This is a genomic window from Sporosarcina saromensis, from assembly GCF_033253735.1.
Classification (GTDB): domain Bacteria; phylum Bacillota; class Bacilli; order Bacillales_A; family Planococcaceae; genus Sporosarcina; species Sporosarcina saromensis.
Map to the genome: position 1 here is coordinate 1 of NZ_JAUBDI010000032.1, position 25,408 is coordinate 25,408.

Here is a 25,408-nt window from a genome sequence, read left to right on the forward strand (position 1 = left end):
TAAGGGAACTGATTTAGTCGTCGCTTCCTTACCTACATTAGGAGTTTTTTTGTCGTTCTTCAAGTCTTTTATTCTATTTTTTATATAAATCATCTATTTTTTTACTGTGGTGCAACGCTAGTGGTCCCTTGATATATTCTGAATAGTGCGCCATGAAAGAGCTGTTTATATTTTTTTGAAAAAATATCGGAGGAGACGTTGGAAAATATGCTACGATGAGAGGAGTTTTAGAGGAAAAAGGAGTATGCATCATGACTGTTCGTACATACATAAATAAGCATCGTTTTTGGGTGTTGGTGTTAATTGTTTCGATTTCAGGTTTTTCACAAGGGATGTTATTGCCGCTTATTTCGACAATTTTTGAGCGGGATGGAGTGTCGAGTGCGTTGAATGGACTAAATGCGACGGCACTGTATATTGGGACGTTGCTTGTTTCGCCTATTATGGAAGCACCATTACGGCGTTTCGGTTATACACCGACGATTATTGCAGGTGGAATCTTTGTGATTGCGGCACTTTTGTCGTTCCCGCTTTGGAAGAGTATTGTATTCTGGTTTGTGCTACGATTGATGATTGGAATTGGAGATCATGCGTTGCATTTTTCCACGCAAACATGGGTGACGAGTACTTCATCAAAAGAACGATTAGGCCGTAATATTTCCATATACGGTTTGTCGGTAGGCGTCGGTTTCGCTGTAGGTCCATTGTTCGTTCCACTTGTTGATATTTATGAAGGGTTGCCGTTCATCGTTTCAGCTTGTTTAAGTTTTTTGGCATGGTCACTTGTCTTCTTTTTAGATAACGATCATCCTGAAGTGATGGCGGGGGATGTGGTGCAAGGACGTTTCATCTCGAGAGCGAAAGCAACGGTTGCGGTTGCTTGGATTGCCTTCCTTGGCCCGTTCGGCTATGGATTTCTTGAGTCTTCATTGAATTCCATGTTTCCGGTTTATGCATTGCGAATTGATATACCGTTGGCGATGGTGTCCTTGATCATTCCCGCATTTGCTGCAGGCGGAATTATTACGCAAATCCCTTTAGGTATTCTTTCGGATAAGATTGGAAGAAAACCCGTCATGTTGCTTGCGCTCGGCGGTTCGAGTCTGGCTTTTGGCGGCTCTGCGTTAATGGGAAGTAATGCTGTTGGTATTTTAATCATGTTCTTTATCGGGGGCATGTTTGCAGGTTCAATTTTCTCTTTAGGAATTTCATATATGTCTGATTTGACACCAAAGTCTTTGTTGCCAACGGGGAACTTGTTATGTGGCATTTTCTTCAGTATCGGTAGCTTGACGGGCCCTATTTTAGGAGGCTATTTTCTTGAAATGCAAAAAGGGATTAGCTATCTTTTTCTCTTTTCGCTATTTTTAGGTGTCTTGTTCATTGCAACGTGGCTAGGGAAGAATCCAAAACGTCTCGTGAAAAGCTGAATACAGCACGAAGTAGGGGTGTTCATTCAAACTCATCAATAGAGGCATGAAAAGCTTGTATTGGCGCATAGTAGCTGTAGGAGGTGAACATCTTTGGGGAATAAAAATAACAACCAAACGATGAATGAGCGTACGCATAATCCTTTTGGTACGTACAAAAGTAAAGATAAGGACGATACGAATAGTAACAATAATAATCCGTATGATAACCGAAATGAAGAGTTTTCAACCGAGTTCAACGCAAAGGTGAAAAACAAAAACAATAAAACGAATCACGACAAATCGCAAACTTCAAACCGTAAGAAAAAATAGCAGCAAATGGCCTCCTTGTTTGGGGGCTTTTTTGGTGCTTGCTGCTGACTCAATTCAGAATTGTTTTGGTGCCTGTCCCCCAAACAATTACGAATTGTTTGGGGGACAGGCACCAGTTTTTTAGTTCTTTTGAAGGAATAAAGCCATCGACAAAGTGTTGTAGTAGGTATCGTTGATGAGGGAATCTTTTTTTAGGATTCCTTCCGTTTCAAATCCGAGTTTTTTGTAAAGCTGGATGGCGACCTTGTTGTCTTCGCGTGTTAAGAGGGTGATTTTTTCAGTGACGCCGTTTGTTTGGGCCCATTCGATGAGTTCTTGCATCATTTTTTTCCCTAAACCGAGGCCGGTGTATGTTTCGCTTATAACGATTCCTAACGTCCCAACGTGTTTTACGCGTTTTTTCAAAGGAGAATCAACGGTTGCGATGGAAATGATGTCGCCGTTTGCGATTGCTAGATACATGACGGAACCTTGTAGCTGTTGTGCCTTTTGGATGCTAGTTTGAAAGTCTGCGACGTCTATTGTAAATTCATTTTTGCCAAATGAAAGAAAATCAGTTTCTCCGCCTACTACGTTATAAAAATTGATCATTTGCTGTGCATCTGCTGGTATAGCTTCTCTAATGAGGACTTCCTCACCGTTTTTCAATATAAATGATTTCATGGTGATCCTACTTTCTTTTCAGTAACTTACAAAGTACATTGCCGAAAATTCTTTGTACGGTTGTTAAGAATACACGAAGATGAGAAATTTGTGTAGTGGATAATTAAGTAGGTTGCATTGGGGAAGTCACTCATGTATTCTTTAAATAGTAATCATTACTATTTGAGGAAAGAGAGTGTGGAGAAAGACGATGAAAACTAAGAAAATACCGGTGACTGTGTTAAGTGGATACCTTGGTGCAGGGAAGACGACTTTGTTGAATCATTTATTGGCCAATCGAGAAAACTTGCGAATTGCTGTCATTGTGAATGATATGAGCGAAATTAATATTGATGCGAAGTTATTGGAGAACAACGGTTTTTCCCGTACCGAGGAAAAGCTTGTCGAGTTGTCAAATGGATGTATTTGTTGCACATTGCGTGAGGACTTGATCATTGAGGTAGAGAAGTTAGTGAGACAAGGTGAAATTGACTACATTGTTATTGAATCTACGGGCATTTCTGAACCGATTCCGGTTGCGCAGACGTTTACTTACATTGATGAAGAACTCGGCATTGATTTAACAGAGATTTGTACATTGGATACGATGGTGACTGTTGTTGATGCGTATCATTTCTGGCAGGATTATGAAAGTGGTGAGACGCTTTTAGAGCGTCAGCAAACAGAAGATCCAAACGATCAGCGTGACATCTCGGACTTACTAATGGACCAGTTGGAGTTTGCAAATATTGTGGTCGTCAATAAAATCGATCTCGTAGAAAAGGAATATGAAGAGGCATTTGTTGCATTTCTTCGGAAAGTCAATCCGGATGCTGAAATCATTCTCACTACGTTCGGAAAAGTAACGCCATCTAAACTATTAAATCGACAATTATTTGATTTTGAAAAATCGAGCGAAGGTGCGGGATGGATAAAAGAATTAAACGAAGAACATGTGCCGGAGACGGATGAGTATGGCGTTACGTCTTTTGTCTACAGAAGAAGACGACCGTTCCATCCTGCTAGGTGGCATGCGTGGTTAACAGCATTTCCTCAAGAAGTCGTTCGGGCAAAAGGATTTTTTTGGCTTGCGTCACGGAATGATTGGTCAGGAATATTCTCACAAGCGGGTTCTTCACTCGTCTTTCAAGCTGCCGGCCAATGGGTCGCTGCATTGCCGAAAGAAGAACAGGAAGCAATTTTTCAAGAGGATCCTCATTTGTTGAAACGATGGGATGCTACATATGGCGATCGACTAAACGAGCTTGTATTCATTGGGCTGGACATGGACCAATCAGAAATTGAAGGCAGTTTGGATAAGTGTTTACTAACGGAGGAAGAAATAAATATGGATTGGTCCACTTTTGAAGATGACTTGCCGAAGTTTTGACCGGGAGTTACCAAAATTATTTGTAATAATGAAGGACCCTCATCGGACTTTTCTTTATTTATGCGAAAATATTAATTTTCAATAAGAACTTGACACGATTTAAGCAGGAATATATAATCGCTATAATAATAATGTTCAGATTTTTCTAGAGCATTATTATTTTGCCTAAACTTGTACCTACAACCTAACAACAGTATGTTGGTTGTTTTCAAATGGTTGGTAATAGGTTTTGCGAAATATAAACGGTATCAAGTCAGTCCTGTGTAAATTTGCGAATGGAATTAAAGAAATTTGAATAACAGAAATTACATACTAAAAAGAGGTGCAAAGATGAAAAAAGTGAGAATTGGTGTAATTGGTGCAGGGTTAAGAGGGAGCTTAGCACTTTATTGGCATAAGCCGGAAGGTGAGTCGGAAATTGTAGCGCTTGCCGATCTATCTGAAGAACGACAGCAGAAATTCCAAGAGAAGATTGGATCACCCATCTTTCTAACTAAGAATTATAAGGATTTACTTGTGCGTGACGATATTGATGCAATTGCGGTCTTGTCACCGGATTACTTGCATGAAGAGCATGTGATTGCAGCGTTGGAAGCAGGAAAACATGTATATTCTGAAAAGCCTCTTGCCATTACAGTGGAAGGTTGCGATCGAATTCTTGATGCTTGGCAGAGGTCGGGCAAGCATTTGATGGTAGGCTTTAATATGCGGTATATGAGCATGTACCAGACGATGAAAGGCTTAATCGACTCTGGGGCAATTGGAGAATTAAAAGCGGTATGGGTACGTCATTTCGTGGGATTCGGTGGTTATTTCTACTATCACGACTGGCATGGGAAAAGTGAAAATACGACGTCTCTACTTTTACAAAAAGGCTCGCATGATTTAGATGTCATCCATTGGATAACTGGCAGATATACAACGAAGGTCTCGGCATTTGGCGGGTTGGATTATTATGGCGGTGATATGCCGAACGATTTAACGTGCCCGGAATGTTCATTAAAGTATACGTGTCCGGAGTATGTTGCCCATACCTTCACAGAATGTGCATTCCGTAAAGAAATTGATGTGGAAGATAATAACATGCTCATTATGGAACTTGAAGGTGGCGTTAAGGCTTCTTATCTACAATGTCACTTTACGCCAGACTATGAGCGGAATTACACGTTCATCGGTACAGAGGGACGTATTGAAAATGATGATGTGAATGGAAAAGTCTATTTAAAAACACGCAAGACCAACACGTGGAAAGAGTTTAGCGATGTCACCTATGACATGAAACCTGAAGAAGGAAGCCATGGAGGTGCGGACCCGAAAATTGCGCAAGATTTTGTTGAACTGGTCTTGTACAACAAAGAGCCGCTTACTTCTCCTTTCGCTGGAAGAATGAGTGTTGCAGTAGGATGTGCGGCGACTGAGTCTATTCGATCTGGTGGTAAAGTGATGCATATTTCTCAAACTTCAAGTCTACTCAAAAACTGACAGCTGTAGAGTGAAAGGGGTGTTGGTATGACAAATGTCAGTGAAGCGGCTGAGAAATTTGAAGTAAGTGAGAAAGAAGAACAGCAAAAGAAGCGTAGAGAAGCCAACAGGAAAGCCCGTGCGAGATGGCGAAAATCCATATGGAAAAACTGGGAGCTTTACGTTTTACTCTCTCCTGTTATTTTATATTTTATTGTGTTCCACTATGTTCCTCTTTACGGCTTACAAATTGCATTTAAAGATTTCATAGCTTCCAAAGGGATTATAGGCAGTCCATGGGTAGGCTTTAAGCATTTTGAAAGATTCTTCGATAGTTATTATTTTTGGAGACTTATAAAGAATACGATTGGAATCGGTGTGTTTACGTTAGTTGTTTCATTTCCAGTTCCGATTATACTCGCTTTACTATTAAATGAAGTGAAAAGCTTACGTTATAAAAAATTCGTTCAAACCGTTATTTATGCACCGCATTTCTTATCAACTGTCGTAGTTGTCGGTATGCTTCTCTTATTCTTGAAAACAGATGGGTTAATCAACCAAATCATTCGTTTGTTCGGGGGGACGCCAATTGACTTCATATCTGAACCGGCTTGGTTCAAAAGTTTGTACGTGTTTTCTGATGTATGGCAGACGATGGGGTGGAGCTCAATCATCTATATTGCGGCTTTAGCAGCTGTGGATCCCGCCCAGCATGAAGCAGCGATGATTGATGGGGCATCGAGGTTACAACGGATTTTTCATATTAACATTCCAGCTATTATGCCAACAATTGTTATTTTGTTCATTTTAAATGCAGGTTCGGTGATGGCTGTTGGTTTCGAAAAAGTGTATCTCATGCAAAACGACTTAAATATGTCGGCATCAGATGTCATTTCCACTTTTGTCTATCGAAGTGGGATTTTAGAAGCACAATATAGCTTCTCAGCAGCAGTTGGACTGTTCAACTCGATTATTAACTTCATCATGCTCATTATGGTGAATCAAATCGCGAAAAAAGTGAATGAGACAAGTCTATGGTAAGGGGTGAATGGAATGAGAGAATCTAAGACGGATCGTACGTTCATTATATTCAACTACATTTTCCTTTCCATCGTCGCCTTACTCGTCATCTATCCATTAGTGTTTGTGGTAAGCGCATCAGTGAGCAATCCGCAATACGTCATTTCTGGAGAGATGTGGCTATGGCCGAAGGAATTTACATTGGAAGCTTATGAAAAAGTTTTCAAGAACAAAGACATTATTAATGGGTTTGTGAACACAGTGAAATATACAGTTGTTGGTACTGCACTAAACGTCGTCATGACAATTCTTGCAGCGTACCCGCTATCCCGAAAAGATTTGAAAGGACGCGGAGTCATCATGGCCTTCATCGTCTTTACAATATTTTTCAGCGGAGGATTGATCCCAACTTATTTATTAATAAAAGATTTGGGCATGCTCAATACGTTTTGGGTCATGATTATTCCGAACGCAGTCGCAGTATGGAATATCATCATTATGAGAACGTTCTTCCAATCGATTCCTCATGAACTGGAAGAGTCAGCAATGATAGATGGTTGTGGGAATTTTAGAATATTGTGGAGCATTGTTCTTCCACTATCCTTCCCCGTCATTGCGGTTATGGTGTTATTCTATTCAGTCGGACATTGGAACTCCTACTTCCAAGCATTAATCTATTTGCAAGACCAAGACAAGTTCCCACTACAACTCATCTTGCGTCAGATTCTTATTCAGGGGCAAATGGATGACATGATCCAAACAACATCAGAGAGTTTCCTAGCACAACAATTGAGCGTGGAAGGGTTAAAATATGCGGTTCTTATTGTTGCAAACCTTCCGATGCTTATGCTTTATCCATTCTTACAACGATATTTTGTAAAAGGTGTCATGATTGGTTCACTAAAAGGATAAAAAAGGGGAGAAAGTTGATGAAAAAAAGACGTTATATGGGGATGGCGGCAAGTATGTTGCTAGCAGCAAGTATTTTGGGTGCTTGTACAAAAACAGATGGTGCAAAAGAAAAAGGGGAAAATGCAGGGAATGTGAATGCTACGGGTATGCCGATTGTAGAAGAGCCGATTAAAGTGGAAGGTTTTGCGGCAAAGTTCTTCGCTTCACAAGATTGGAACGACCTTATGTTATGGAATGAGTATGAGAAAATGACGAATATAGAAGTGGATTGGACAACAATTCAGACCGAAGCACTCGCTGAAAAACGGAACTTGTTACTGACGGGCGGGGATTATCCGGAGTTGTTTTTTGCATCGGCATTCTCCAAAACGGATTTGATTAAATACGGTCAACAAGGGATATTCCTCCCGTTAAATGAGTATATCGATGAGTATGCACCGAACTTCAAAAAAATTCTCGAAGAGTATCCGTCTGTGAAGCAAGGGGTTACGATGGCAGATGGGAATATATATGGTTTTCCAACAATTTACGATCCAAAGTTTGAGGCTTTGCGTGCAGGTGCACCATGGGTGAAAAAAGAATGGCTCGATAAGCTAGGATTACAAGAACCTGAAACAACAGAAGACTTTTATGAAATGCTAAAGGCGATGAAGAACAATGATCCGAACGGCAATGGTCAGCAGGATGAGATGGGATGGGGCAGCGGTTACGGCATTGATTCCTTTATAAACTATTTGCGTGGAAGTTTCGGTCTGAACAAACAAGGCTCCATGAATCTTAACCTGGACTTTGAGGAAGGTACAGAAAAGTTCCGTTTTGTCCCTACAACGGATGAATATAAGGAGCTATTAATGTATGTAAACAAGCTGTATAGCGAAGGTTTAATCAACCAAGACGTCTTTACAACAACTCCGCAGGAATTTACTGCAGAATCTGCTAAAGGACATTTCGGAGTCCTCAATTCAATTGATCCTGCCGAATTACTGAAGCTTGACGGATATGTCGGCTTACCAGTGTTGGAAGGTCCTACAGGTGAACGCGCTTATAATACGGTTTCTAATGGGCTAGGGAATTTAGGGATGTTCGTGTTGACGGACAAGGCTGAAAACCCGGAAGCGATGGTCCGTTGGATGGATTATTTTTACGGTGATGAAGGAACTAAAATGTTCTTTATGGGCTTTGAAGGCGTAACGTATGAAGAAAATGAACAAGGCGAGTTTAAATACCTTGAAACAATCACGGACAACCCTGATGGCTTGAACATGGACCAGGCGATTAGTGAGTATTTGACATGGCCGGGCGGGTACTACCCTGGTATTGTAAAAGAGCAATTTTTCCAAGGAGCCGAGTCGAAAGACAATTCACGCTTGAATGCTGAAAAGGTGAAACCTTATCGTATTAAAGATGACGATATTTTACCAGGGTTAAACTATACAGTTGAAGAGAACGATCAGGTGAGTGCAATTATGACGGACATTCAAACGTATATTAAGGAAAGTACAGCTGCTTTCATCACTGGTAAACAGGACTTCAGTAAGTGGGATGACTATGTGAAGACAATTGAAAAGATGGGTGTAGACAAATATTTGGAAATCGCTCAAAATGCATACGATCGAATGGAAAAATGATCAGTAAATAGAACGGTGTAAGCTTATACAGGAGGTTGTGATGCTGTTAAAACCTTTGTATGAGCTTTACCATTTGTCGGAGGTGGCTAAATGCTGATGAACGGTTGGAAAGCGAAACTCTATCAATTTGTCGAATTTGTCACGCTGCTCGCGGTGTTACAGATGATGTGGATTGGCTTAACAATACTTGGTGCCGTAATCATCGGGATAACACCTGCGACAGTTGGCCTGTTCATGACAACTCGGAAACGATTGCAAGGTGAGGATGACTTGAAAACACTTGTGAAGATCTATTGGAAGTCCTATAAAACAGAATTTATTGCATCTAACAAAATTGGCCTTGTATTGATTGGCATTGGCTACTTTCTCGTCGTGAATTTCCGTATTGTTACAGCTATGAATGGAATGTTCGGTCTTGTTATGTTGACAGTGATGGTGATGATTATGGTGTTGTATGCTTTAATTGTCATGAACATCTTTCAAGTGTTTGCTCATTATGATTTGCCGTTTTCACGCTATTTCTCAGCATCCGTGTTGCTGACGATTTCATTTCCAGTCCAGGCCGTAGCTTCAATACTCGGTTTGTTTTTACTGTATCGAGTATTTCTGATCATCCCAGGCCTGCTCCCGTTTTTTGGCATCAGTTTAACTGTCCTATTCCTTACATGGATGTCCTCAAAAACGTTCCATTTAAAGGGTAAATTAGATGGTACACTTGATGTTGAAACGATGAGCTCGTGAAGATCTTTATAGAGGAAGGGATACAGGTTGAATAAATTATTGTTTAAAAATGCCGAACTCGTGCTGGAAAATGAAGTGCTAGCAAACTCATTTCTTTTTATTGAAGGCGATAAAATTCAGTCATTTGGCCCGATGGAGGTTTGCCCGTCAGCAAATGAAAGCTATGTAACATATGATTGTACAGGTAAAACGATTATGCCCGGCATGATAGATATCCATGTCCATGGGGCAGGTGGTGCGGATTTTATGGATGCGGTGCCAGAGGCTGTTTCGACAATCGCTGACACGCTCGTTAAAGAAGGAACAACATCATATCTAGCGACAACAATGACCCAATCAGTGACACAAATTGAAAAAGCACTTAGCAATATTGCATCTTACATGGAAGTTGGGAATAAACCCGGTACAGCAGAAATGCTCGGTATTCACCTAGAAGGCCCTTACATTAATGAAAAGCAAAAAGGCGCACAACTTGCGTCTGATATACTTCCTCCAAATCATACGCAGTTTAACAACTGGCAACGATTGTCGGGGGAAGCGATTCGAATTGTTACACTTGCCCCTGAATTAGATGACCAACATCTTTTAATTCGTACTTTGCATGAAACAGGGGTTATTGGATCTATGGGTCACACAGATGCTACTTATGATGAAGTGAAAGTAGCAATCGAAAGTGGAATTAGCCATGCGACGCATCTCTTTAATGGAATGAGAGGACTTCATCACCGTGAGCCAGGTGTCTTGGGTGCTGCTTTGTTGCGTGAATCGGTGCACGTAGAAGTTATTCCAGATGGCATTCATTTTCATCCTGACTTAGTAAAATTGGTATGCAAGATGAAGGGGATTGATAAAATTCTCGTTATTACAGATGGGATGCGGGCAAAAGGCATGCATAATGGTGAATATGATTTAGGGGGTAACGAGGTTATCGTAGCTAACGGCAAATGTACGCTCAAACATGGTTCTTCACTTGCTGGAAGTATTGTGACAATGAATACTGCCAGGAAGAATATGGCGAGTTGGCTCGAATTGTCGATGCTTGAACAAGCAAAAATCACTTCGCTGAATCAAGCAAAAAGATTGGGAATCGATCATCGTAAAGGAAGTATTTCGCGAGGTAAGGATGCAGATATCGTAATCTTAGACGGAGATGGGGATGTAACAATGACGATTTGCCGGGGGAATGTAGCTTATAACTGTGAAGAATTATCTACTAATCTGATATAAAAACCGCGAAATAATGTGAATTTCGTTAAAGTGATGATATATTGGAATATAAGAACTATACAAAAGGATGAATCAGCATGAAACCGTTGGACCAAGGAAGCATCATTCCATTATATTATCAAGTTAAACAACGATTGGATGAGCGTATTCAATCAGGTGAATGGAAACCCGGAGATAAAATCGATTCAGAAAACCAGCTAATGACGGTTTTTAATGTCAGTCGAAATACAGCAAAAAAGGCAATTGAAGAGATGGTACAAGAAGGGACTCTTTATCGAATTCAGGGGAAAGGGACATTTGTCTCCCATCCTAAATTTGAGCAATCGTTAGGCGGCTTTTACAGCTTTAGTCAAGTGCTGAAAGAAAAGGGGTTCAAACCTACTGATATCGTATTGGAAGTGGATGAAGTCACTCCTTCAGCCAGAGTGAGAGAAGGTTTACAACTTTCTACTGAAGAGAAAGTCGTGCAAATGAAACGAATCCGTTGTGCAGATGGAGAGCCAATCATTCTAGAAACATCGTATATGCCAAAGTCAGTTGTCAAAAACAAAGAAGATTTACGTGAAGTCGGCGTCTCTTCGCTGTATGATTTGCTATCTGCACGTTATGGTGTAACTGTGATTCGTGCAAAAGAAGCATTTGAGCCAGTGCTAATTCGAGACCATGAAAGTATTCACTTAAACACAGAAGTAGGCAAACCGGCTCTGTTGCTTGAAAGAACTGCATTTGACACAGATGGCTGTCCTGTTGAATTCTGCATCTCAATCGTAAGAGGGGATCGTTGTAGATTTTACACAGATTTAGTTTAGGACACATAGACTTCTATGTGTCCAAGTCATTGCTTATACTTGTACCAACAACCCACTAATAGAAAAGAGGTTTACCTATGGCGTTAGTCACGACAAAAGAACTATTAAAAGATGCATACACAAACCACTATGCAATCGGAGCCTTTGGTGTGCATAACTTGGAGATTATGAAGTCGATTATCGCTGGTGCTGAGGCAGTTGGAGTCCCAGTCATCTTGCAAACTACTTCTAGTACATACAACTATATTCGTTTACCTTATTTGATGGCAATGGCTGAGGCAGCAGCGAAGCAAGCAACGGTACCAGTGGCTTTGCACTTAGACCACGGAGAATCATTGAATCATGTAATGGAATGTCTTAGAGCAGGTTATACATCCGTGATGATTGATGGTTCCACACTTCCTTTTGAAGAAAACATTGCACTCGTCAAGCGTGTTGTAGAAGTAGCGAAGCCTATTGGTGTACCTGTAGAAGCCGAACTCGGGACAATCGGTGGAGTGGAAGATGACCTTGTCGTGGATGAACAACTTGCGTTATTTACAGACCCTGAAATGGCTGGTCGATTTGTGCGGGAAACGGGCATCGACTCATTTGCACCGGCATTTGGAACGGCTCATGGTGCATACCGGCAAACACCTAAACTTCAGTTCGAATTGCTGGATAAAATCAGACAAGCTACGGATATTCCACTCGTTATGCACGGCGCATCAGGCGTGCCAGATGAAAGTGTAAAAAGAGCCATCCGTTTAGGCGTTAGTAAAGTAAATTTCTCGACAGAATTGAAAGATCTTTTCGCTGAACAATTGCGATCCTATTTTATTGAAGATCCAACTGAAAATGACCCAAGAAAATATTTCCTTCCTGCACGAGAGGCGTTGACCGAGTTAGTCGAGAAGAAGTTAAGGGTGTTGCAAGGATGATAACTGCCATCACGTTGAATGCAGCCATTGACCAAATTTACGAAATTCCATTAATGACTGTTGGCGGAGTGAATCGTGTAGCCGAAGTGACTCGTGATGCTGGAGGCAAAGGGATTAATGTTGCAAAAGTCATTCAAGCTTTAGGGGCACCAGTGGATGTCGGTGGTTTTGCAGGGGGAAGTAATGGTAAGCGAATTGAACAGTGTCTAAAGCAGCGCTCAATTCCAAGTGAGCTCATTCAAATAAGTAGTGAAAGTCGTGTCTGTTTGACGGTGCTCGATGAAAAAAATGAGACGGGAACAGAGTTTTTAGAAAGTGGACCCGTCATTTCTAAGAGTGAGTGGGCTTCTATGCTCTATTGGTTAGAACATAAATCAAAGCGCGTAAAATGGTTCGCATTGTCAGGCAGTTTACCTCAAGGAGTGCCAGTAGATGCCTATGCAGAAATGATTCACATCATTCATACGAATGGTGCAAAGGCAGTCCTTGACACGAGTGGTGACGCACTGGAACGAGGAATTCAAGCGAAACCTTACGCCATTAAGCCAAATGAACAAGAAATTAAGAGTCTATTAGGGAAAAATGTAACGTGTGAAAAGGATCTTTTAGAAGCAGGAAAACAATTCGTTGCAAGTGGTATCGAGCATGCTTGTTTTTCATTAGGTGGTGCGGGCGCAATTTTTGTCAATCGAACAGGTTCGTATAAAATAGCAGCCCCTCAAATAGACGTCGTAAATTCCGTCGGTAGTGGAGACGCTTTTGTCGGAGGTCTCCTGTTCGGTTTTAGCGAAGAAAGTGATCTTTTTACAACCTACAAACGAGCTGTTGCATGCGGCGCAGTCAACGCGATGCATAGAGAAATTGGCTTCATTCAAACAGAGTTGGTGGAATCAATCATGAGTGAGTTGACTGTACAACAAATATGAAATGAGATAGGGGTAAAATTCTATGCATACATTTATTGAAATCATGAACCAAGCAGAACAATTAAAGGTGACATTCGATGTATTGAACAATATGGAGTTCGAAAAAAATGAAGTTGATCAGGTGCTATTCACGGGCTGTGGCACTTCATTTTATTTAGCTTCCTCGGCGGCTAAGCACTATCAAGCAGTGACTGGAGAGCTTACTGCCGCAGTACCAGCTTCAGAATTATTTCTCCATACATCGACCATCATCGTTCCTCAAAAAAAGTATTTAATCGTCGCGATTTCAAGATCTGGCACAACTTCAGAAATCATTTTAGCGTTGGAACATTTGAAGGGGAATGACCATATTCGCACGCTTGCTGTTACTTGTAATAAGGAAACACCGATGGCTGAAGCAGCAGATCAAGTAATCCCACTCGATCATGTATCCGAAAAAAGTGTTGTAATGACACAATCATTTACCAATATGTTATATGCATTACAACTATACGCAGCAAAGCAAGCTGGATCTTCCCTTGATTTTGAAGATCTTAAACGTATACCTGGAATTGTAGAGAGCGCTTTGACCGATGAAAATTGTACAAAAGCGTTAGCAGATGATTTAACAAAGACTAGATTCATCTTCCTAGGTTCCGGATCTTATAACGGATTGGCAAAGGAAGCAACGTTGAAATTAAAAGAAATGACGCAGACAGAATGTGAAAGTTATTCGAGTCTTGAGTTCAGACATGGTCCTATTTCAATTGTTGACAAGTCAACAGCGGTTGTTCTCTTGTCTCAACAAGAAACAGTTGCTTTCGATCAGGATTTAGTAAAAGATATCCAGCGTTTAGGTGGCCATGTCCTTGTAATCGGTCCGATAAATAGTGATTTCCAAGCGGATGAAACAGTCGTGTTAACTGACCGTATTAGCGATAAAAATCGACATGCAGTCTATATGCCTGCTTTGCAACTTCTTGCTTTTCAACGTGCAATTCGACTTGGTTTTGATCCGGATCATCCTCGGAACTTGACGCAAGTCGTAAAGTTGTAAAAGGTTGAGGAATTGTGATGAATTATTTCCTTGTAGCAGATATTGGTGGAACGAAACTAGCGACAGCGTTGTTTACAAATGAGGGAATCCTAATTGGAAGTAAAGAGGTCAAGAGTGAGAATAAAGATGGAGAACTTCTTTTCAAGAAGTTAGTGGAATCGTTCGAAATGTTACTGGCGGTTGAAGGATTGTCTTTTGACAAAATCGGCGGTATAGGAATTGGTGTCCCAGGTATTGTTGATCCGAATGCGGGAATAGCAATCTATCAAAACAATTTACCATGGCGCGATTTTCCACTTAAACAAAGACTGCAAAACATATTCCCAGACACGAAAATTAGTATAGATAATGATGTGTACATGGCCACTTACGGTGAGTTTGTAGCTCGGTCCTTTACAGTAGAGACGTTTGTTTATGTGACAGTAAGTACTGGAATTTCCTGTTGCACGATTAGCGAAGGGAAGTTTATTCGAGGGGCAGGGATGGCTGGTGAAATCGGGTTTAGTCTGACATCTCAATCTGGTCATACATTGGAAGCGTCTGTTGCTGGCCCAATTCTTGAAAAGAATGGCCGAGTTGCATTTAACGATCCGCAGTTGTCTTTAAAGGACATGATGCTGCGTTACTATGAGGGGGATCTTCGGGCAACGTCTATTGTAGGTGAAGCTGTTGTGGCTTTGGCAAAAGAGATTTTTCATATCCTTTTATTTGTCGATCCGACGTGCATCGTGATAGGCGGCGGTGTGTTCAATAACCATCCTTCTTTATTGGAAGCCGTTCGACTTGAATTGCGACAGTACTTAAATCATCCGCTATTAGAAGGAAAAGAGAAGCGAATTGAAGCAAGCATTTATAAAGGTAACGCTGGTTTGCAAGGTGCTTTTGCAAGATGTCGATGAATAAATAAACAAACCCTCATTCCTACAGCGGATGAGGGTTTTCTTGTACTTTGTTCGATGAATGGATTATCGGAATCTCATTTCAGATTCTTTATTAAAGAAATGTGCACGGTCCATATCAACCGCTAATGAGACTTGTTGTCCTGGTTGCAATGGCGTATCTGCTCCTAAACGTGCGACGAACGATTGAGATCCGATTGACGAATAGACCATAAGCTCTGCGCCAGTTAGTTCTGCCACGTCCACATGCACATCTATTGTTGCATCCACTAAGTCTTTGAGCGTTTCTGGTTTATCATATATATGTTCAGGTCTTACGCCAAGGATAACGGATGATCCGAGTGCGTTGTTTTCTTTTAAAAGTGTGAGTTTGTTTTCAGGAATTTTAAGTGCAGTTTGGTCCATTACAAAGTAACCATCAATCACTTGTCCTTCAAAGAAATTCATCGCGGGAGATCCAATAAATCCTCCTACAAATACATTCTCGGGATTTTCATACACTTGTTTCGGTGTTCCAATTTGTTGGATAAAACCGTCCTTCATTACGACAAGCCTTGTAGCCATTGTCATCGCTTCTGTTTGGTCGTGTGTTACATAGACCGTTGTGGTCTTCAAACGTTGATGTAATTTTGTGATTTCTGCGCGCATTTGAACGCGTAATTTAGCGTCCAGATTTGAAAGAGGTTCATCCATTAGAAAAAGACCTGCATCCCGGACAATCGCTCGACCAAGTGCGACCCGTTGTCGTTGTCCCCCAGACAACGCTTTCGGCTTCCTTGTTAAGTAGTCTTCCAATCCTAATATACTTGCTGCATTTTTAACACGTTGATCGATTTCTGCTTTAGAAAACTTCCGTAATTTCAAGCCAAATGCCATATTATCATAAACCGTCATATGTGGATAAAGAGCATAGTTTTGAAATACCATGGCAATATCCCGGTCTTTAGGAGGAACATCATTCATTACTTTTCCATTAATGCGTAACTGGCCATCTGAAATTTCTTCCAATCCAGCAATCATACGTAATGTTGTTGATTTTCCACAGCCTGAAGGTCCTACAAGAACGATGAATTCCTGATCTTCCACTTGTAAATTGAAATCGGAAACAGCTACCGCATCATCACTATACTTTTTAAATACATTCTCTAGTACCAATTCTCCCATCATCTTCACCCCTTGTATGTACTACTTATAAGGATACAGATGTTAGGGATAACAAGGTATGTACACGTTGCACAAATCGTATGTAGAAAAATTGTGCAAGCGTTGCTTATTTGCTAAAACGTAAATGTGCGATGTAGGCAACGAGCGCGCCATTAAAACTTCGAGCAGATATGCCTGTTAGCTCCTGAAATTTCGTTAACCGATAGTTTAATGTATTTCGGTGGATGTGTAACTTTTCTGCTGTAATCGAACCGTTGAATCCATTTTCAAAAAAACTACAAACTGTATGTAATAATTCTAAGTCTTTTCGGATGGGAACAATAATTTCTTGATGCATTGCATGCTCCATGGTGGGCGTTATTGCACGTTCTAAAAACAATGGAAAGATTGATTCCATTGTAAAAATCCGTTTTGTTGGCATTTCAGAAATTCCCTCCCTAAACCAATTACATTCCTGTTGATAATAAGAAGGGTATGTTGAATCTGCACATTGAAACTTCCCTATGTATATCCTCGTCTTACAGTAAAAGTCACTTTCTAATACAGCTGCAAATGAATTGAAATCGTCATCACAATACGAGTGTATAGTCTTACGCTCAATTAATAATACATGTCTTTCAGACGAAAAGATAATGATCATTTGTTCATCAAAAAATGCTTGCATTGCTTCTTTTAAATCGACTTCAAGGGAGTCATTTGCTTCTAGTGACAACTGGATGATACGAATTTGATCTTCGTTTGATAGGAGAGAAGGACCGTCCCCTTCTAAATAGTACAACCAATTTTCTTCTGTATGAGTGAGTGAGGTTGAAGAATAAGTTTCCTCGGTTAATAGTGTAGAGAGTAAAAGATAGTCACGCGCTGAAACGTCTTTCTTATGTATACTTATCCAAGTATCCGTATTGTCATTGAAGAATACATAGTCATCTGAGTTGCATAGTGGTTTTTGGGTCAATAACTTTAGAGAAGGGAATAGATTAGCGAGATTATATGACAATGGAGAGCGACCACCTTCCAAAGGAAATTGTAGAAAAACACTTCACTATTATTATACCGATTTTTTGCAATAAACAGAAGTGAAGTTTTATTCCGTGATGTACAAGTTCCAGTGTTCAACACATTCCGCACCAATCCTTTTTTCTTGTCGTTATTTCCTGGGGAATGAACGACCTTTCTCTTGTTCCGCTAGAAAATCCTGTCACAACATGTAGAATGTTCACCCACTTTGCAACTTCAGTCATATACGTTTGCATGAAAAAATGGGGTTATGCGAATACTTGATTTGTAAGGCGTGAAGGGGATTTGATGCGCAACGTTATAATACGTAGGTGAACGTAATCGTTTGATTACCCGCACAATCATTGTTATGCTGAAGGGGCGGCGAATTTTGCGACTAGTTGACGAATAACCAAGTAGATTGACAATTTATGTTGTCCTAGATAACTAGAAAGGGGTTGACGTGTATCCAGTCACCAGAAAAACTTCATAATAACTCTACGATTGCAGTGGAAACATCTGACGATTACTCGTTGGACCGTGTGCCACGGAACGAACGGACGAAAAGTTGGTTGAGTATAACGAATATAACATTCGGGATTGCTACCGCCATTTTTTATTTCCAAATGGGAAGCGTGATGGCGCTTAAATTTGGAGCCGTGAATGCATTGATTTCTTCCGCTTATGCAATCATTGTCGCAGGATTGCTCGGAACGGTCATTGCCTATTTGTCTGCCAAGTCCGGTATGAACGTAAATTTACTTTCGCGCGGTGGAGGTTTCGGCTATATCGGTTCGTCCTTGACGTCACTGATTTACGCGTCGAACTTCATTATGTATTGCGCGTTTGAAGGACTCATCTTAGTATCCGCAGTTCATCACTTCTTTCCTTCACTTCCAAAATGGATTCTCATTGTTGTATTTGGATCCATCGTTATCCCTCTAAACTGGTTTGGAATCGAGCAATTAGATAAATTACAGAAGTGGTCCTTACCTCTATTTATCATCTTTTTATTAACTGCAGTTGTTGTTTCCTTCTATAAACCGCCTATTTATACCGGTTCTGTATTTACGTATATGCCTGACGGTGTCCAAATCGGTGGGGAAGCCCTCTTACTTTGTATCGGCATGCACCATGGCATTATGGGATTGACCGCGTTATTGGCATCTGATTATGCGAGGTTCCTGAAACCAACGGATGTTAAGGTAGGTTCCTTCATGATTGGGTTCATCCCACAATTTTTCTGTTTTGGCGTGATGGGTGGCCTTGGCATTTGGTTTGGTGTTCGATTTTTAGAATCTGATCCAGGTGTGTATATCGTCCTCTTGCTCGGAATTGGTGGAGCGTTATTCACGATGTTAACGCAATTACGTATTAACGTCACGAACATTTACAGTGGTTCCTTATCGCTCTCTAATTTTTTTGAGAACATGTTCCGTTTTACACCAGGTAGACGTTTTTGGGTCGTGGTAGCAGGTCTGACCGCTATCCTTCTCATGTTGCTCAACATTGTCGATCATGTCGATAAATTAATGACTTTCCAAGGGGTATTTTTACTTGCATGGGCCGCTGTCCTTGTGACAGATGCATTAGTCGTTAAAAAATGGTTGAAAATTGGTCCTACGTATTACGTCGCTCGTCAAAAGTACTTGTATAAGTGGAATCCCGTTGGTACGGTGTCGCTTATTGTAGCAAGTGTCCTTGGAACAATAGCAGCGCTCGGGTACATGGGATTGTTTTTAGAAACGACGGCAGCCTTCTTTGCAGCCTTACTTGCCTCCATATTGACGGTTATCATTGCTGTGATGACGAAAGGAAAGTATTATGTGACGGAAGAGCCAAAAGATATTGTGCAAGAAGACAAATTAGCCTAACACTTACACAAGTAGGTAATGAGTTAGACTACAACTGTACGATTCAGTCATTGATTGGATCGTACAGTTTTTTGTGTTCAGATTGTGTATCAACTGCTTAAAACAAGCTATCCAAAAATAAAAAATGAATAGGTATTTAATTACAGAAAAAATGTTTAATTTCGAGCTAAACATTAAGACTTTCGACCCGATATAGATGTTGTTCATACTACATACTTGAGGTGAGAGAATCTAATGAAGAAAATGGGTGTATTTCAGAGGAATTTGATTGGTACGTTAGTGATTTCCATTTCACTTCTCGTCATTGCAATTGTTTCAATAAATTACATAACGAGTCAGGGAACGTTAGAGGATGAAAAAGCGCAGACAGAAAAACTGATTGAAGAGAATTTACTGAGTGTGATTGAAGGGTCTGATGTTGCGTACTCCATCATCGAACAGTCTTTGTCCGAAAAAATGGAGCTGTATACGAATGTGTTATTGGAAGAGTACAAGCAAAATCCTGATGTATCAACGTGGGATTTGAAACAGTTCAAAACGGAATTTGATGGCTTTGACATATTCTTTTTGAATGACAAATTCGTGATTGACTATGCAACAAGAGAAGCAGATTTAGGACTAGATTTAAAAGAGTTCGGTCTTGAAGGATTATTGCAGGAGCGTATGGATGCTGGAACGTATTTTGACGATCGTTTAGAAATTAGTGAAGCAACGAAAGAGACGAATAAGTTCAGTTATACAGCGACGCCCGATAAAAAATATATGATTCAAATTGCTGCAACGGCTGATCAGTTTTCGCATTTGATTCAGTCGATGGATTTGGAACTGTTGACGAAAAATCTGATGGAAAAACATCCATATGTTGAAGATATCGGTATTTATACGATTAATATCGAGGGGATTCCAGCGTATTCGATGAATAAGAAAAACGATGAAGGTGAGGCCGCAGTATTGCCGGATTCGTTGTTGGACATTGGTGCAAAAGCCATTGCCGAAAATAAAGTTATGGAGAAAAAATCTTCAAATACGCTCTATAAGTTTATTCCTCAAATCGATTTGACATCTGATGATGAGAACAAGTACCGCCAATCTCGTCTACTTGTTTTGACATATGATGATCACTATTTTGCTGGTCAATTAAAGAAGAATAGTGTAACAGCACTAATTATGGTCGTTGTATCCGTCATTGTTGCGGTTGTGTTATCCATTGTAATCGGCCGTCGCGTGTCCAGACCGATCCACCAATTCAGTGCAGTCATTGAGCGAACAGCGCAACTCGATTTTACGGACAATGAGCACGTGGCAACGTTAGTAAAGCGAAAAGACGATTTTGGCGTATTGGCCGAACAGTATGAGCAAATGCTTGTTTCTGTAAGAGGCGCATTTGAAAAAGTAATTGACTCGACACATCATTTAATGGCCATGTCAGAACAATTCACGTCAAGTGCGGATGAAACGAAAACGGCTTCTGTCCAAATTTCAAGCTCCGTGCAGGAGATGGCTTATGAAACGGAAAATCAAACACAAACTGTACGCCAATCCATTACCGATATCGGAATGATTACCGAAGAAGTTGGTAAATTACTAGCAAACATTTCAAAAGTGAATGAACTCGTACAACAGACCGTACAGGCTTCAACAACTGGAAATGCAATTGTAACGGATACGGAAAAAAGCATGGAGCACATTAACACTTATACGAAGCAATCGAAAGAGACCGTCATTGAATTGCATGAGAAATCTTCCCAAATTGAAAACTTCTCTACGTTCATTACGTCCATCGCTGATCAGACGAACTTGCTTGCGCTGAACGCAGCAATTGAATCTGCACGAGCTGGGGAAGCAGGAAAAGGATTTGCGGTCGTTGCGAATGAAGTGCGGAAACTCGCAGAGGAATCGAGTAATGCAGCAAATCATATTCGTCAATTAATTACGGAGATTAAAGAAGATATTTCACAGACGGTCGACAGTATGACAGAAGGGTACGAAACTGTGAAAAATGGCACGTCACTTGTCCATGAAGCTGGAGAAGCGTTCAGAGATATTTTGACTGCGGTCCAATCAGTATCCAGTCAGACGACGGAAGCGACATCGATTTCAAAAGAAGTGGAACAGGTCATGCAAAACTTACTTCAATCGATTCAGCAAATTGCAAGTTTGTATGAGAAGTTAGGAAGCCATTCAGGTGAAATTGCAGCCTCTACTGAAGAACAAACAGCAACCGTCGAAGAAGTAGCGTATGCAGCGAAAAACCTTTCCGATATTGCGGAAGACTTACAAAGAGAAATTGAAAAGTTTAAGGTATAAGTTGTTTCTCAAAGAATAGCCGACTCGCACAAAAACTCAGTTTGCTCGATAGGGAGCAACTGGGTTTTTCTTTTTCAACTCCAGTAGATTTTTTAGCTGTATGGCTTTCTAATGAAGGATAGGCATGAAAAACATGCATAGTTCTCTCTGTTGAAGTGGAAGCTAAGTTCGAGAAGTTTCTAAAAACATTTGCTGTATAATCGCATAATATGCTATTCTGAGATGTGGAATCGGTTACACAAAGAAGGTTTTTTACTGAGAAAAGGTCAGTTAACTATAGAGGATAGAACAGGTGATGAATGTGTCGAATAACATTGTTGTCGTCGGAAGTATGAATATGGATATTGTCATGTCGGCGGAACGGTTGCCGAAAATTGGAGAGACAATCTTAGGTGAGAAAGTCGTCTATTTGCCTGGTGGAAAAGGTGCGAATCAAGCGGTTTGCATGGCTCGTTTGCAAGGTGATGTGACAATGGTTGGTGCGGTTGGTAACGACGAGTTCGGCCGTAGCCTTAAGGACCAAATGGAAAGTAACGGTGTCAAAACGGATTTCATTCGCGTTGTAGATGGCGTACAAACGGGCATTGCGAATATTTTCCATGTGAACCGTGATAATTGCATAACTGTCATTCCGGGTGCAAATTATACCGTGACAAAAGAACGCATTACGAAAGAAGTCGTCCAAGCGATTGCTGCTGCGGATGTGTTGGTCGTTCAATTAGAAATCCCACTTGAGACCGTACAATATGTGTTAGGGATTGCTAAACAGCACGGCGTGAAAACGATTTTAAATCCAGCCCCTGCTCAATTTTTATCACCGGAATTGCTGTCGCTTGTTGATTATTTGACGCCAAATGAGACGGAGTTTGAGTTGTTAACAGGTGAGCATTCTACAACGGATGAGGAATTATCCGCTCTAATGTTGAAATGGGAATCAACGTATCATCATACATTAATCGTCACGTTAGGTGAGCGCGGCTGTGCCATTTTAGAAGATGGTCAACTTGTCGTAACGCCACCACCCAAAGTGGAAGTTGTGGATACGACAGGTGCGGGTGATTCATTCAATGGCGCATTGGCGGTTGGGATTTCAACGGGTCAATCGTTGAAGGAAACGGTCGACTTTGCAGTGAAAGTGTCTGCGTTGGCAGTGACAAAGTTTGGTGCACAAGAAGGCATGCCTTTTTACGAGGACATTCATTAATCCTAGAGGAAATGAGGGGAAGTACGATGGTAAAAGTTTCGATTGAGCAGATTGAAAAACAGTTAGGAAGTTATTTAAAGGAAACGTATAAACACTTGCATGAGCATCCTGAATTAAGTGCGGAAGAATACGAAACACAGGCGTTCATTACGAAAGAGTTGGATCGTATGGGTATCCCGTATCAAAAAATGGCGAAAACGGGTGTTTGCGCAGTGCTGGAAGGCGCGGAAGCTGGAAAAACGATTTTGCTCCGTTGCGATATCGATGCATTGCCGATTGATGAACAGACCGGCTTGGCGTACGCTTCGACAAAACCAGGTGTCATGCATGCGTGCGGTCACGATGCACATACGACAATCGGTTTAGGTGTTTTATCGGTATTAAAAGAACGGTTAAGCGAGTGGAAAGGGACTGTGAAAATCATGTTCCAACCGTCCGAAGAAGTTCAGCCAGGTGGAGCGAAGCCGATGATTGACGAAGGGATTCTTGAAAATCCGACAGTCGATGCGGGACTTTGTTTGCATACGAATCCGTTTTTAGCTCCTGGCAAGTTTGAAATGAGAAAAGGCTATATGTTAGCGAACACGGACCGGGTTTACATATCCCTCATTGGAAAAGGTGGACATGCTGCTGCTCCTCAACAGGGGATTGACGCGATTGCCATGGCAGGGCAGTTCATTACCGGCATTCAAAACATTGTGTCTAGACAAACATCGCCCCTTGACAATGCGGTGATTACGTTCGGCACAATTAACGGTGGAACGACTTCGAATGTCATGTGCGACCGTGTCGATATTGCTGGGACAGTCCGCACAATTAGAACGGAAACGCAAGACAAAATCATTGCCCAAATTGAGCAATTGTTGAAGTCGGTGACGGACTTCTGGGGCGGGGAGTATACGTACAACTACAGTAAAGGCTATCCTGCAAGCTGGAATGATCCGGAATTGACGGACGTCGTAGCAACAGCGATTCAGACAGCTTTTGGTGAAGATAAAGTCGTAGAAAACGAGCATCCTTATATGAGTGGCGATGATTTCTCGGTCGTTGCACAAGCGGTTCCATCCGTCTTCATGTATTGGGGAACTGGCTCGGATGAAAAAGAGAATTTCCCTTGGCATAACGCGTATTACCATGTGAATCTAGAGGCTCTAAAATACGGTGTAGCAACAGCAGTTGAAAGCATTACAGCATTACTCCAATCAGAAAAGGTAGGGAAATAACGATGAAAAAAATCATTATTGACGTAGATACAGGAATTGATGACGCAATTGGATTGTTGTTGGCGGCGAAAAGTGGCCAAGCGGATATTTTAGGATTTACAACGGTAAATGGTAATACATCCCTTGAACAAGCGACAATTAACACGGCAAAAATCGTTAAATTGCTTGGTCGCGATGATATTAAAGTTGTCCAAGGAGCGAGCCGTCCGTTAATGCGTGAACCGCATTTTGAAGTAAGTGTACACGGCAATGATGGAATCGGTGGGGCACTGAAAGAGATGGAAGTAGAAATTAAGGACGAAGGATTTGCACCGGATTTCATCATTGAGCAAGCGGAGCTACATAAAGGCGAATTGACGATTGTATTGCTTGCGCCATTGACAAATATGGCGCTTGCTATCCGCAAGGAACCCCGCTTAAAAGAATGGGTGAAAGAACTTGTCATTATGGGTGGAGCAGTTGACCATCCTGGCAACATTACGCCGACTGCGGAATACAACATGTACATCGATCCCGAAGCAGCGAAAATCGTTCTTCACGCAGGTATTCCAATTACGCTTGTCGGATTGGATGTCACGAGCCAGACGTTGTTAACTGTTGCGGATATTGAGAAAATGCGTCCGAGTGAAATTAGTGAGTTTGTAAAAGACTCGACGAATCACTACATGAATCGCTACATGGAGTTGACAGGAAAACGTGCTTGTTCCATGCATGATCCGCTAGCTGTAGGTGTGGCTTTAGATAAATCACTTGTTCGTACAGAAAAACTGTATGTTGACGTTGAAACGAATAGTGACTTATGTGATGGACAAACGGTTTGTGATTTTAAAAATTGGACGAAAAAAGAGCCTAATGTCGATGTATGTCTTGAAGTGGATAGTGAACGTTTCATTTCGACACTTATTGATACGTTAAGTAAATAATCATGGTGGGAAGTCTGACGATTTCAGTCAGACTTTTCGCTTTTACTTGGATGGAAAGAAGGAAATGGAGATGGAGGAACGATTATCAAAACCTGCTTTGTCGTTAGCAGGTGTGCAATGGCTGTTTTTCATGTTTGCGAATACGATTGTTGTGCCTCTTTCGGTCGGTGCTGCATTTCATTTGCCAGATACGGAAGTTGCGACGATTATTCGGAGTTCGTTTATTCTTACAGGTACCGCTCACTAGCGTTGCACCACAGTAAAAAAATAGATGATTTATATAAAAAATAGAATAAAAGACTTGAAGAACGACAAAAAAACTCCTAATGTAGGTAAGGAAGCGACGACTAAATCAGTTCCCTTA

General features: G+C 41.1%; 23 protein-coding genes. 20 read left to right on the forward strand and 3 right to left on the reverse strand.

The window, feature by feature from the left end; all coding sequences use genetic code 11:
* Positions 1 to 251 precede the first annotated feature (251 nt).
* Both QT711_RS18710 and QT711_RS18715 read left to right on the forward strand, forming a co-directional pair.
* Entirely contained in the window at positions 252 to 1,430 is a 1,179-nt protein-coding gene (locus QT711_RS18710) for an MFS transporter (protein WP_317946767.1), read from the forward strand.
* Positions 1,431 to 1,523: 93 nt separating this feature from the next.
* Positions 1,524 to 1,742: a hypothetical protein gene (locus QT711_RS18715; protein ID WP_398296384.1), complete on the forward strand. Its 219-nt coding sequence runs from the start codon at positions 1,524 to 1,526 to the stop codon at positions 1,740 to 1,742.
* 120 nt (positions 1,743 to 1,862) lie between these two features.
* Here the strand turns inward: QT711_RS18715 and QT711_RS18720 are convergent, their stop codons facing one another.
* Positions 1,863 to 2,405 (reverse strand): GNAT family N-acetyltransferase, encoded by a 543-nt coding sequence (locus QT711_RS18720; RefSeq protein ID WP_317946768.1) that lies wholly within the window; start codon positions 2,403 to 2,405, stop codon positions 1,863 to 1,865.
* A 190-nt stretch (positions 2,406 to 2,595) separates the two neighbouring features.
* On the opposite strand from QT711_RS18720, the gene QT711_RS18725 reads away from it, so the two are divergent.
* From QT711_RS18725 to QT711_RS18780, 12 genes are all read left to right on the forward strand, one after another.
* The gene (locus tag QT711_RS18725; protein ID WP_317946769.1) at positions 2,596 to 3,774 is read left to right on the forward strand and encodes a GTP-binding protein; all 1,179 of its coding nucleotides are present in this window, start codon (positions 2,596 to 2,598) and stop codon (positions 3,772 to 3,774) included.
* A 330-nt stretch (positions 3,775 to 4,104) separates the two neighbouring features.
* Positions 4,105 to 5,256 carry a Gfo/Idh/MocA family protein gene (locus QT711_RS18730; protein ID WP_317946770.1) on the forward strand — a complete coding sequence of 384 codons (1,152 nt, stop codon included), beginning with the start codon at positions 4,105 to 4,107 and terminating at the stop codon, positions 5,254 to 5,256.
* 27 nt (positions 5,257 to 5,283) lie between these two features.
* Positions 5,284 to 6,276, forward strand: coding sequence for an ABC transporter permease (locus QT711_RS18735; RefSeq protein WP_317946771.1), 993 nt, complete (start codon positions 5,284 to 5,286; stop codon positions 6,274 to 6,276).
* 12 nt (positions 6,277 to 6,288) lie between these two features.
* A complete protein-coding gene (locus tag QT711_RS18740; protein ID WP_317946772.1) occupies positions 6,289 to 7,167 on the forward strand; it encodes a carbohydrate ABC transporter permease in 879 nt (292 codons plus the stop codon).
* A 17-nt stretch (positions 7,168 to 7,184) separates the two neighbouring features.
* A complete protein-coding gene (locus QT711_RS18745; RefSeq protein WP_317946773.1) occupies positions 7,185 to 8,795 on the forward strand; it encodes an extracellular solute-binding protein in 1,611 nt (536 codons plus the stop codon).
* A 90-nt stretch (positions 8,796 to 8,885) separates the two neighbouring features.
* The gene (locus tag QT711_RS18750) at positions 8,886 to 9,536 is read left to right on the forward strand and encodes a YesL family protein (RefSeq protein ID WP_317946774.1); all 651 of its coding nucleotides are present in this window, start codon (positions 8,886 to 8,888) and stop codon (positions 9,534 to 9,536) included.
* A 27-nt stretch (positions 9,537 to 9,563) separates the two neighbouring features.
* Entirely contained in the window at positions 9,564 to 10,763 is a 1,200-nt protein-coding gene (gene nagA / locus QT711_RS18755) for an N-acetylglucosamine-6-phosphate deacetylase (RefSeq protein ID WP_317946775.1), read from the forward strand.
* Between the two features lie 77 nt (positions 10,764 to 10,840).
* The gene (locus QT711_RS18760; RefSeq protein ID WP_317946776.1) at positions 10,841 to 11,572 is read left to right on the forward strand and encodes a GntR family transcriptional regulator; all 732 of its coding nucleotides are present in this window, start codon (positions 10,841 to 10,843) and stop codon (positions 11,570 to 11,572) included.
* A 77-nt stretch (positions 11,573 to 11,649) separates the two neighbouring features.
* On the forward strand, positions 11,650 to 12,492 hold the full coding sequence (locus QT711_RS18765; RefSeq protein ID WP_317946777.1) for a class II fructose-bisphosphate aldolase: 843 nt from the start codon (positions 11,650 to 11,652) through the stop codon (positions 12,490 to 12,492).
* On the forward strand, positions 12,489 to 13,418 hold the full coding sequence (locus QT711_RS18770) for a 1-phosphofructokinase family hexose kinase (RefSeq protein ID WP_317946778.1): 930 nt from the start codon (positions 12,489 to 12,491) through the stop codon (positions 13,416 to 13,418). The genes QT711_RS18765 and QT711_RS18770 overlap by 4 nt, the downstream gene beginning before the upstream one ends.
* Before the next feature lie 22 nt (positions 13,419 to 13,440).
* Positions 13,441 to 14,454 (forward strand): SIS domain-containing protein, encoded by a 1,014-nt coding sequence (locus QT711_RS18775; protein ID WP_317946779.1) that lies wholly within the window; start codon positions 13,441 to 13,443, stop codon positions 14,452 to 14,454.
* 17 nt (positions 14,455 to 14,471) lie between these two features.
* Positions 14,472 to 15,353 carry an ROK family protein gene (locus QT711_RS18780; protein ID WP_317946788.1) on the forward strand — a complete coding sequence of 294 codons (882 nt, stop codon included), beginning with the start codon at positions 14,472 to 14,474 and terminating at the stop codon, positions 15,351 to 15,353.
* Between the two features lie 66 nt (positions 15,354 to 15,419).
* Here QT711_RS18780 and QT711_RS18785 read toward each other — a convergent pair whose 3' ends face one another.
* Together QT711_RS18785 and QT711_RS18790 are read right to left on the reverse strand one after the other, a co-directional pair.
* Complete coding sequence (locus QT711_RS18785) at positions 15,420 to 16,517, reverse strand: ABC transporter ATP-binding protein (protein ID WP_317946780.1); 1,098 nt, start codon at positions 16,515 to 16,517, stop codon at positions 15,420 to 15,422.
* Between the two features lie 106 nt (positions 16,518 to 16,623).
* Positions 16,624 to 17,514, reverse strand: a complete 891-nt coding sequence (locus tag QT711_RS18790; RefSeq protein WP_317946781.1) for a PucR family transcriptional regulator — start codon at positions 17,512 to 17,514, stop codon at positions 16,624 to 16,626.
* A 466-nt stretch (positions 17,515 to 17,980) separates the two neighbouring features.
* On the opposite strand from QT711_RS18790, the gene QT711_RS18795 reads away from it, so the two are divergent.
* The 6 genes from QT711_RS18795 (at position 17,981) to QT711_RS18820 (ending at position 25,291) form a co-directional block, all read left to right on the forward strand.
* Positions 17,981 to 19,387: a purine-cytosine permease family protein gene (locus tag QT711_RS18795; RefSeq protein WP_317946789.1), complete on the forward strand. Its 1,407-nt coding sequence runs from the start codon at positions 17,981 to 17,983 to the stop codon at positions 19,385 to 19,387.
* 234 nt (positions 19,388 to 19,621) lie between these two features.
* A complete protein-coding gene (locus QT711_RS18800; RefSeq protein ID WP_317946782.1) occupies positions 19,622 to 21,694 on the forward strand; it encodes a methyl-accepting chemotaxis protein in 2,073 nt (690 codons plus the stop codon).
* A gap of 295 nt (positions 21,695 to 21,989) precedes the next feature.
* Complete coding sequence (rbsK, locus tag QT711_RS18805) at positions 21,990 to 22,898, forward strand: ribokinase (protein ID WP_317946783.1); 909 nt, start codon at positions 21,990 to 21,992, stop codon at positions 22,896 to 22,898.
* Positions 22,899 to 22,924: 26 nt separating this feature from the next.
* A complete protein-coding gene (locus QT711_RS18810; RefSeq protein WP_317946784.1) occupies positions 22,925 to 24,121 on the forward strand; it encodes a M20 metallopeptidase family protein in 1,197 nt (398 codons plus the stop codon).
* Between the two features lie 2 nt (positions 24,122 to 24,123).
* On the forward strand, positions 24,124 to 25,044 hold the full coding sequence (locus QT711_RS18815; RefSeq protein WP_317946785.1) for a nucleoside hydrolase: 921 nt from the start codon (positions 24,124 to 24,126) through the stop codon (positions 25,042 to 25,044).
* A 46-nt stretch (positions 25,045 to 25,090) separates the two neighbouring features.
* Positions 25,091 to 25,291 carry a solute carrier family 23 protein gene (locus QT711_RS18820; protein WP_317946786.1) on the forward strand — a complete coding sequence of 67 codons (201 nt, stop codon included), beginning with the start codon at positions 25,091 to 25,093 and terminating at the stop codon, positions 25,289 to 25,291.
* Positions 25,292 to 25,408 lie beyond the last annotated feature (117 nt).

Bases quoted from the DNA above. Each gene is read 5' to 3' on its own strand.
- QT711_RS18725 (WP_317946769.1), top strand. From the start codon at position 2,596: ATGAAAACTAAGAAAATACCGGTGACTGTGTTAAGTGGATACCTTGGT.
- QT711_RS18740 (WP_317946772.1), top strand. From the start codon at position 6,289: ATGAGAGAATCTAAGACGGATCGTACGTTCATTATATTCAACTACATT.
- QT711_RS18780 (WP_317946788.1), top strand. From the start codon at position 14,472: ATGAATTATTTCCTTGTAGCAGATATTGGTGGAACGAAACTAGCGACA.
- QT711_RS18765 (WP_317946777.1), top strand. From the start codon at position 11,650: ATGGCGTTAGTCACGACAAAAGAACTATTAAAAGATGCATACACAAAC.
- QT711_RS18800 (WP_317946782.1), top strand. From the start codon at position 19,622: ATGAAGAAAATGGGTGTATTTCAGAGGAATTTGATTGGTACGTTAGTG.
- QT711_RS18770 (WP_317946778.1), top strand. From the start codon at position 12,489: ATGATAACTGCCATCACGTTGAATGCAGCCATTGACCAAATTTACGAA.
- QT711_RS18785 (WP_317946780.1), bottom strand. From the start codon at position 16,517: ATGGGAGAATTGGTACTAGAGAATGTATTTAAAAAGTATAGTGATGAT.
- QT711_RS18720 (WP_317946768.1), bottom strand. From the start codon at position 2,405: ATGAAATCATTTATATTGAAAAACGGTGAGGAAGTCCTCATTAGAGAA.
- rbsK (WP_317946783.1), top strand. From the start codon at position 21,990: ATGAATGTGTCGAATAACATTGTTGTCGTCGGAAGTATGAATATGGAT.
- QT711_RS18745 (WP_317946773.1), top strand. From the start codon at position 7,185: ATGAAAAAAAGACGTTATATGGGGATGGCGGCAAGTATGTTGCTAGCA.
- QT711_RS18815 (WP_317946785.1), top strand. From the start codon at position 24,124: ATGAAAAAAATCATTATTGACGTAGATACAGGAATTGATGACGCAATT.
- QT711_RS18760 (WP_317946776.1), top strand. From the start codon at position 10,841: ATGAAACCGTTGGACCAAGGAAGCATCATTCCATTATATTATCAAGTT.
- QT711_RS18750 (WP_317946774.1), top strand. From the start codon at position 8,886: ATGCTGATGAACGGTTGGAAAGCGAAACTCTATCAATTTGTCGAATTT.
- QT711_RS18775 (WP_317946779.1), top strand. From the start codon at position 13,441: ATGCATACATTTATTGAAATCATGAACCAAGCAGAACAATTAAAGGTG.
- QT711_RS18735 (WP_317946771.1), top strand. From the start codon at position 5,284: ATGACAAATGTCAGTGAAGCGGCTGAGAAATTTGAAGTAAGTGAGAAA.
- QT711_RS18810 (WP_317946784.1), top strand. From the start codon at position 22,925: ATGGTAAAAGTTTCGATTGAGCAGATTGAAAAACAGTTAGGAAGTTAT.
- QT711_RS18730 (WP_317946770.1), top strand. From the start codon at position 4,105: ATGAAAAAAGTGAGAATTGGTGTAATTGGTGCAGGGTTAAGAGGGAGC.
- QT711_RS18710 (WP_317946767.1), top strand. From the start codon at position 252: ATGACTGTTCGTACATACATAAATAAGCATCGTTTTTGGGTGTTGGTG.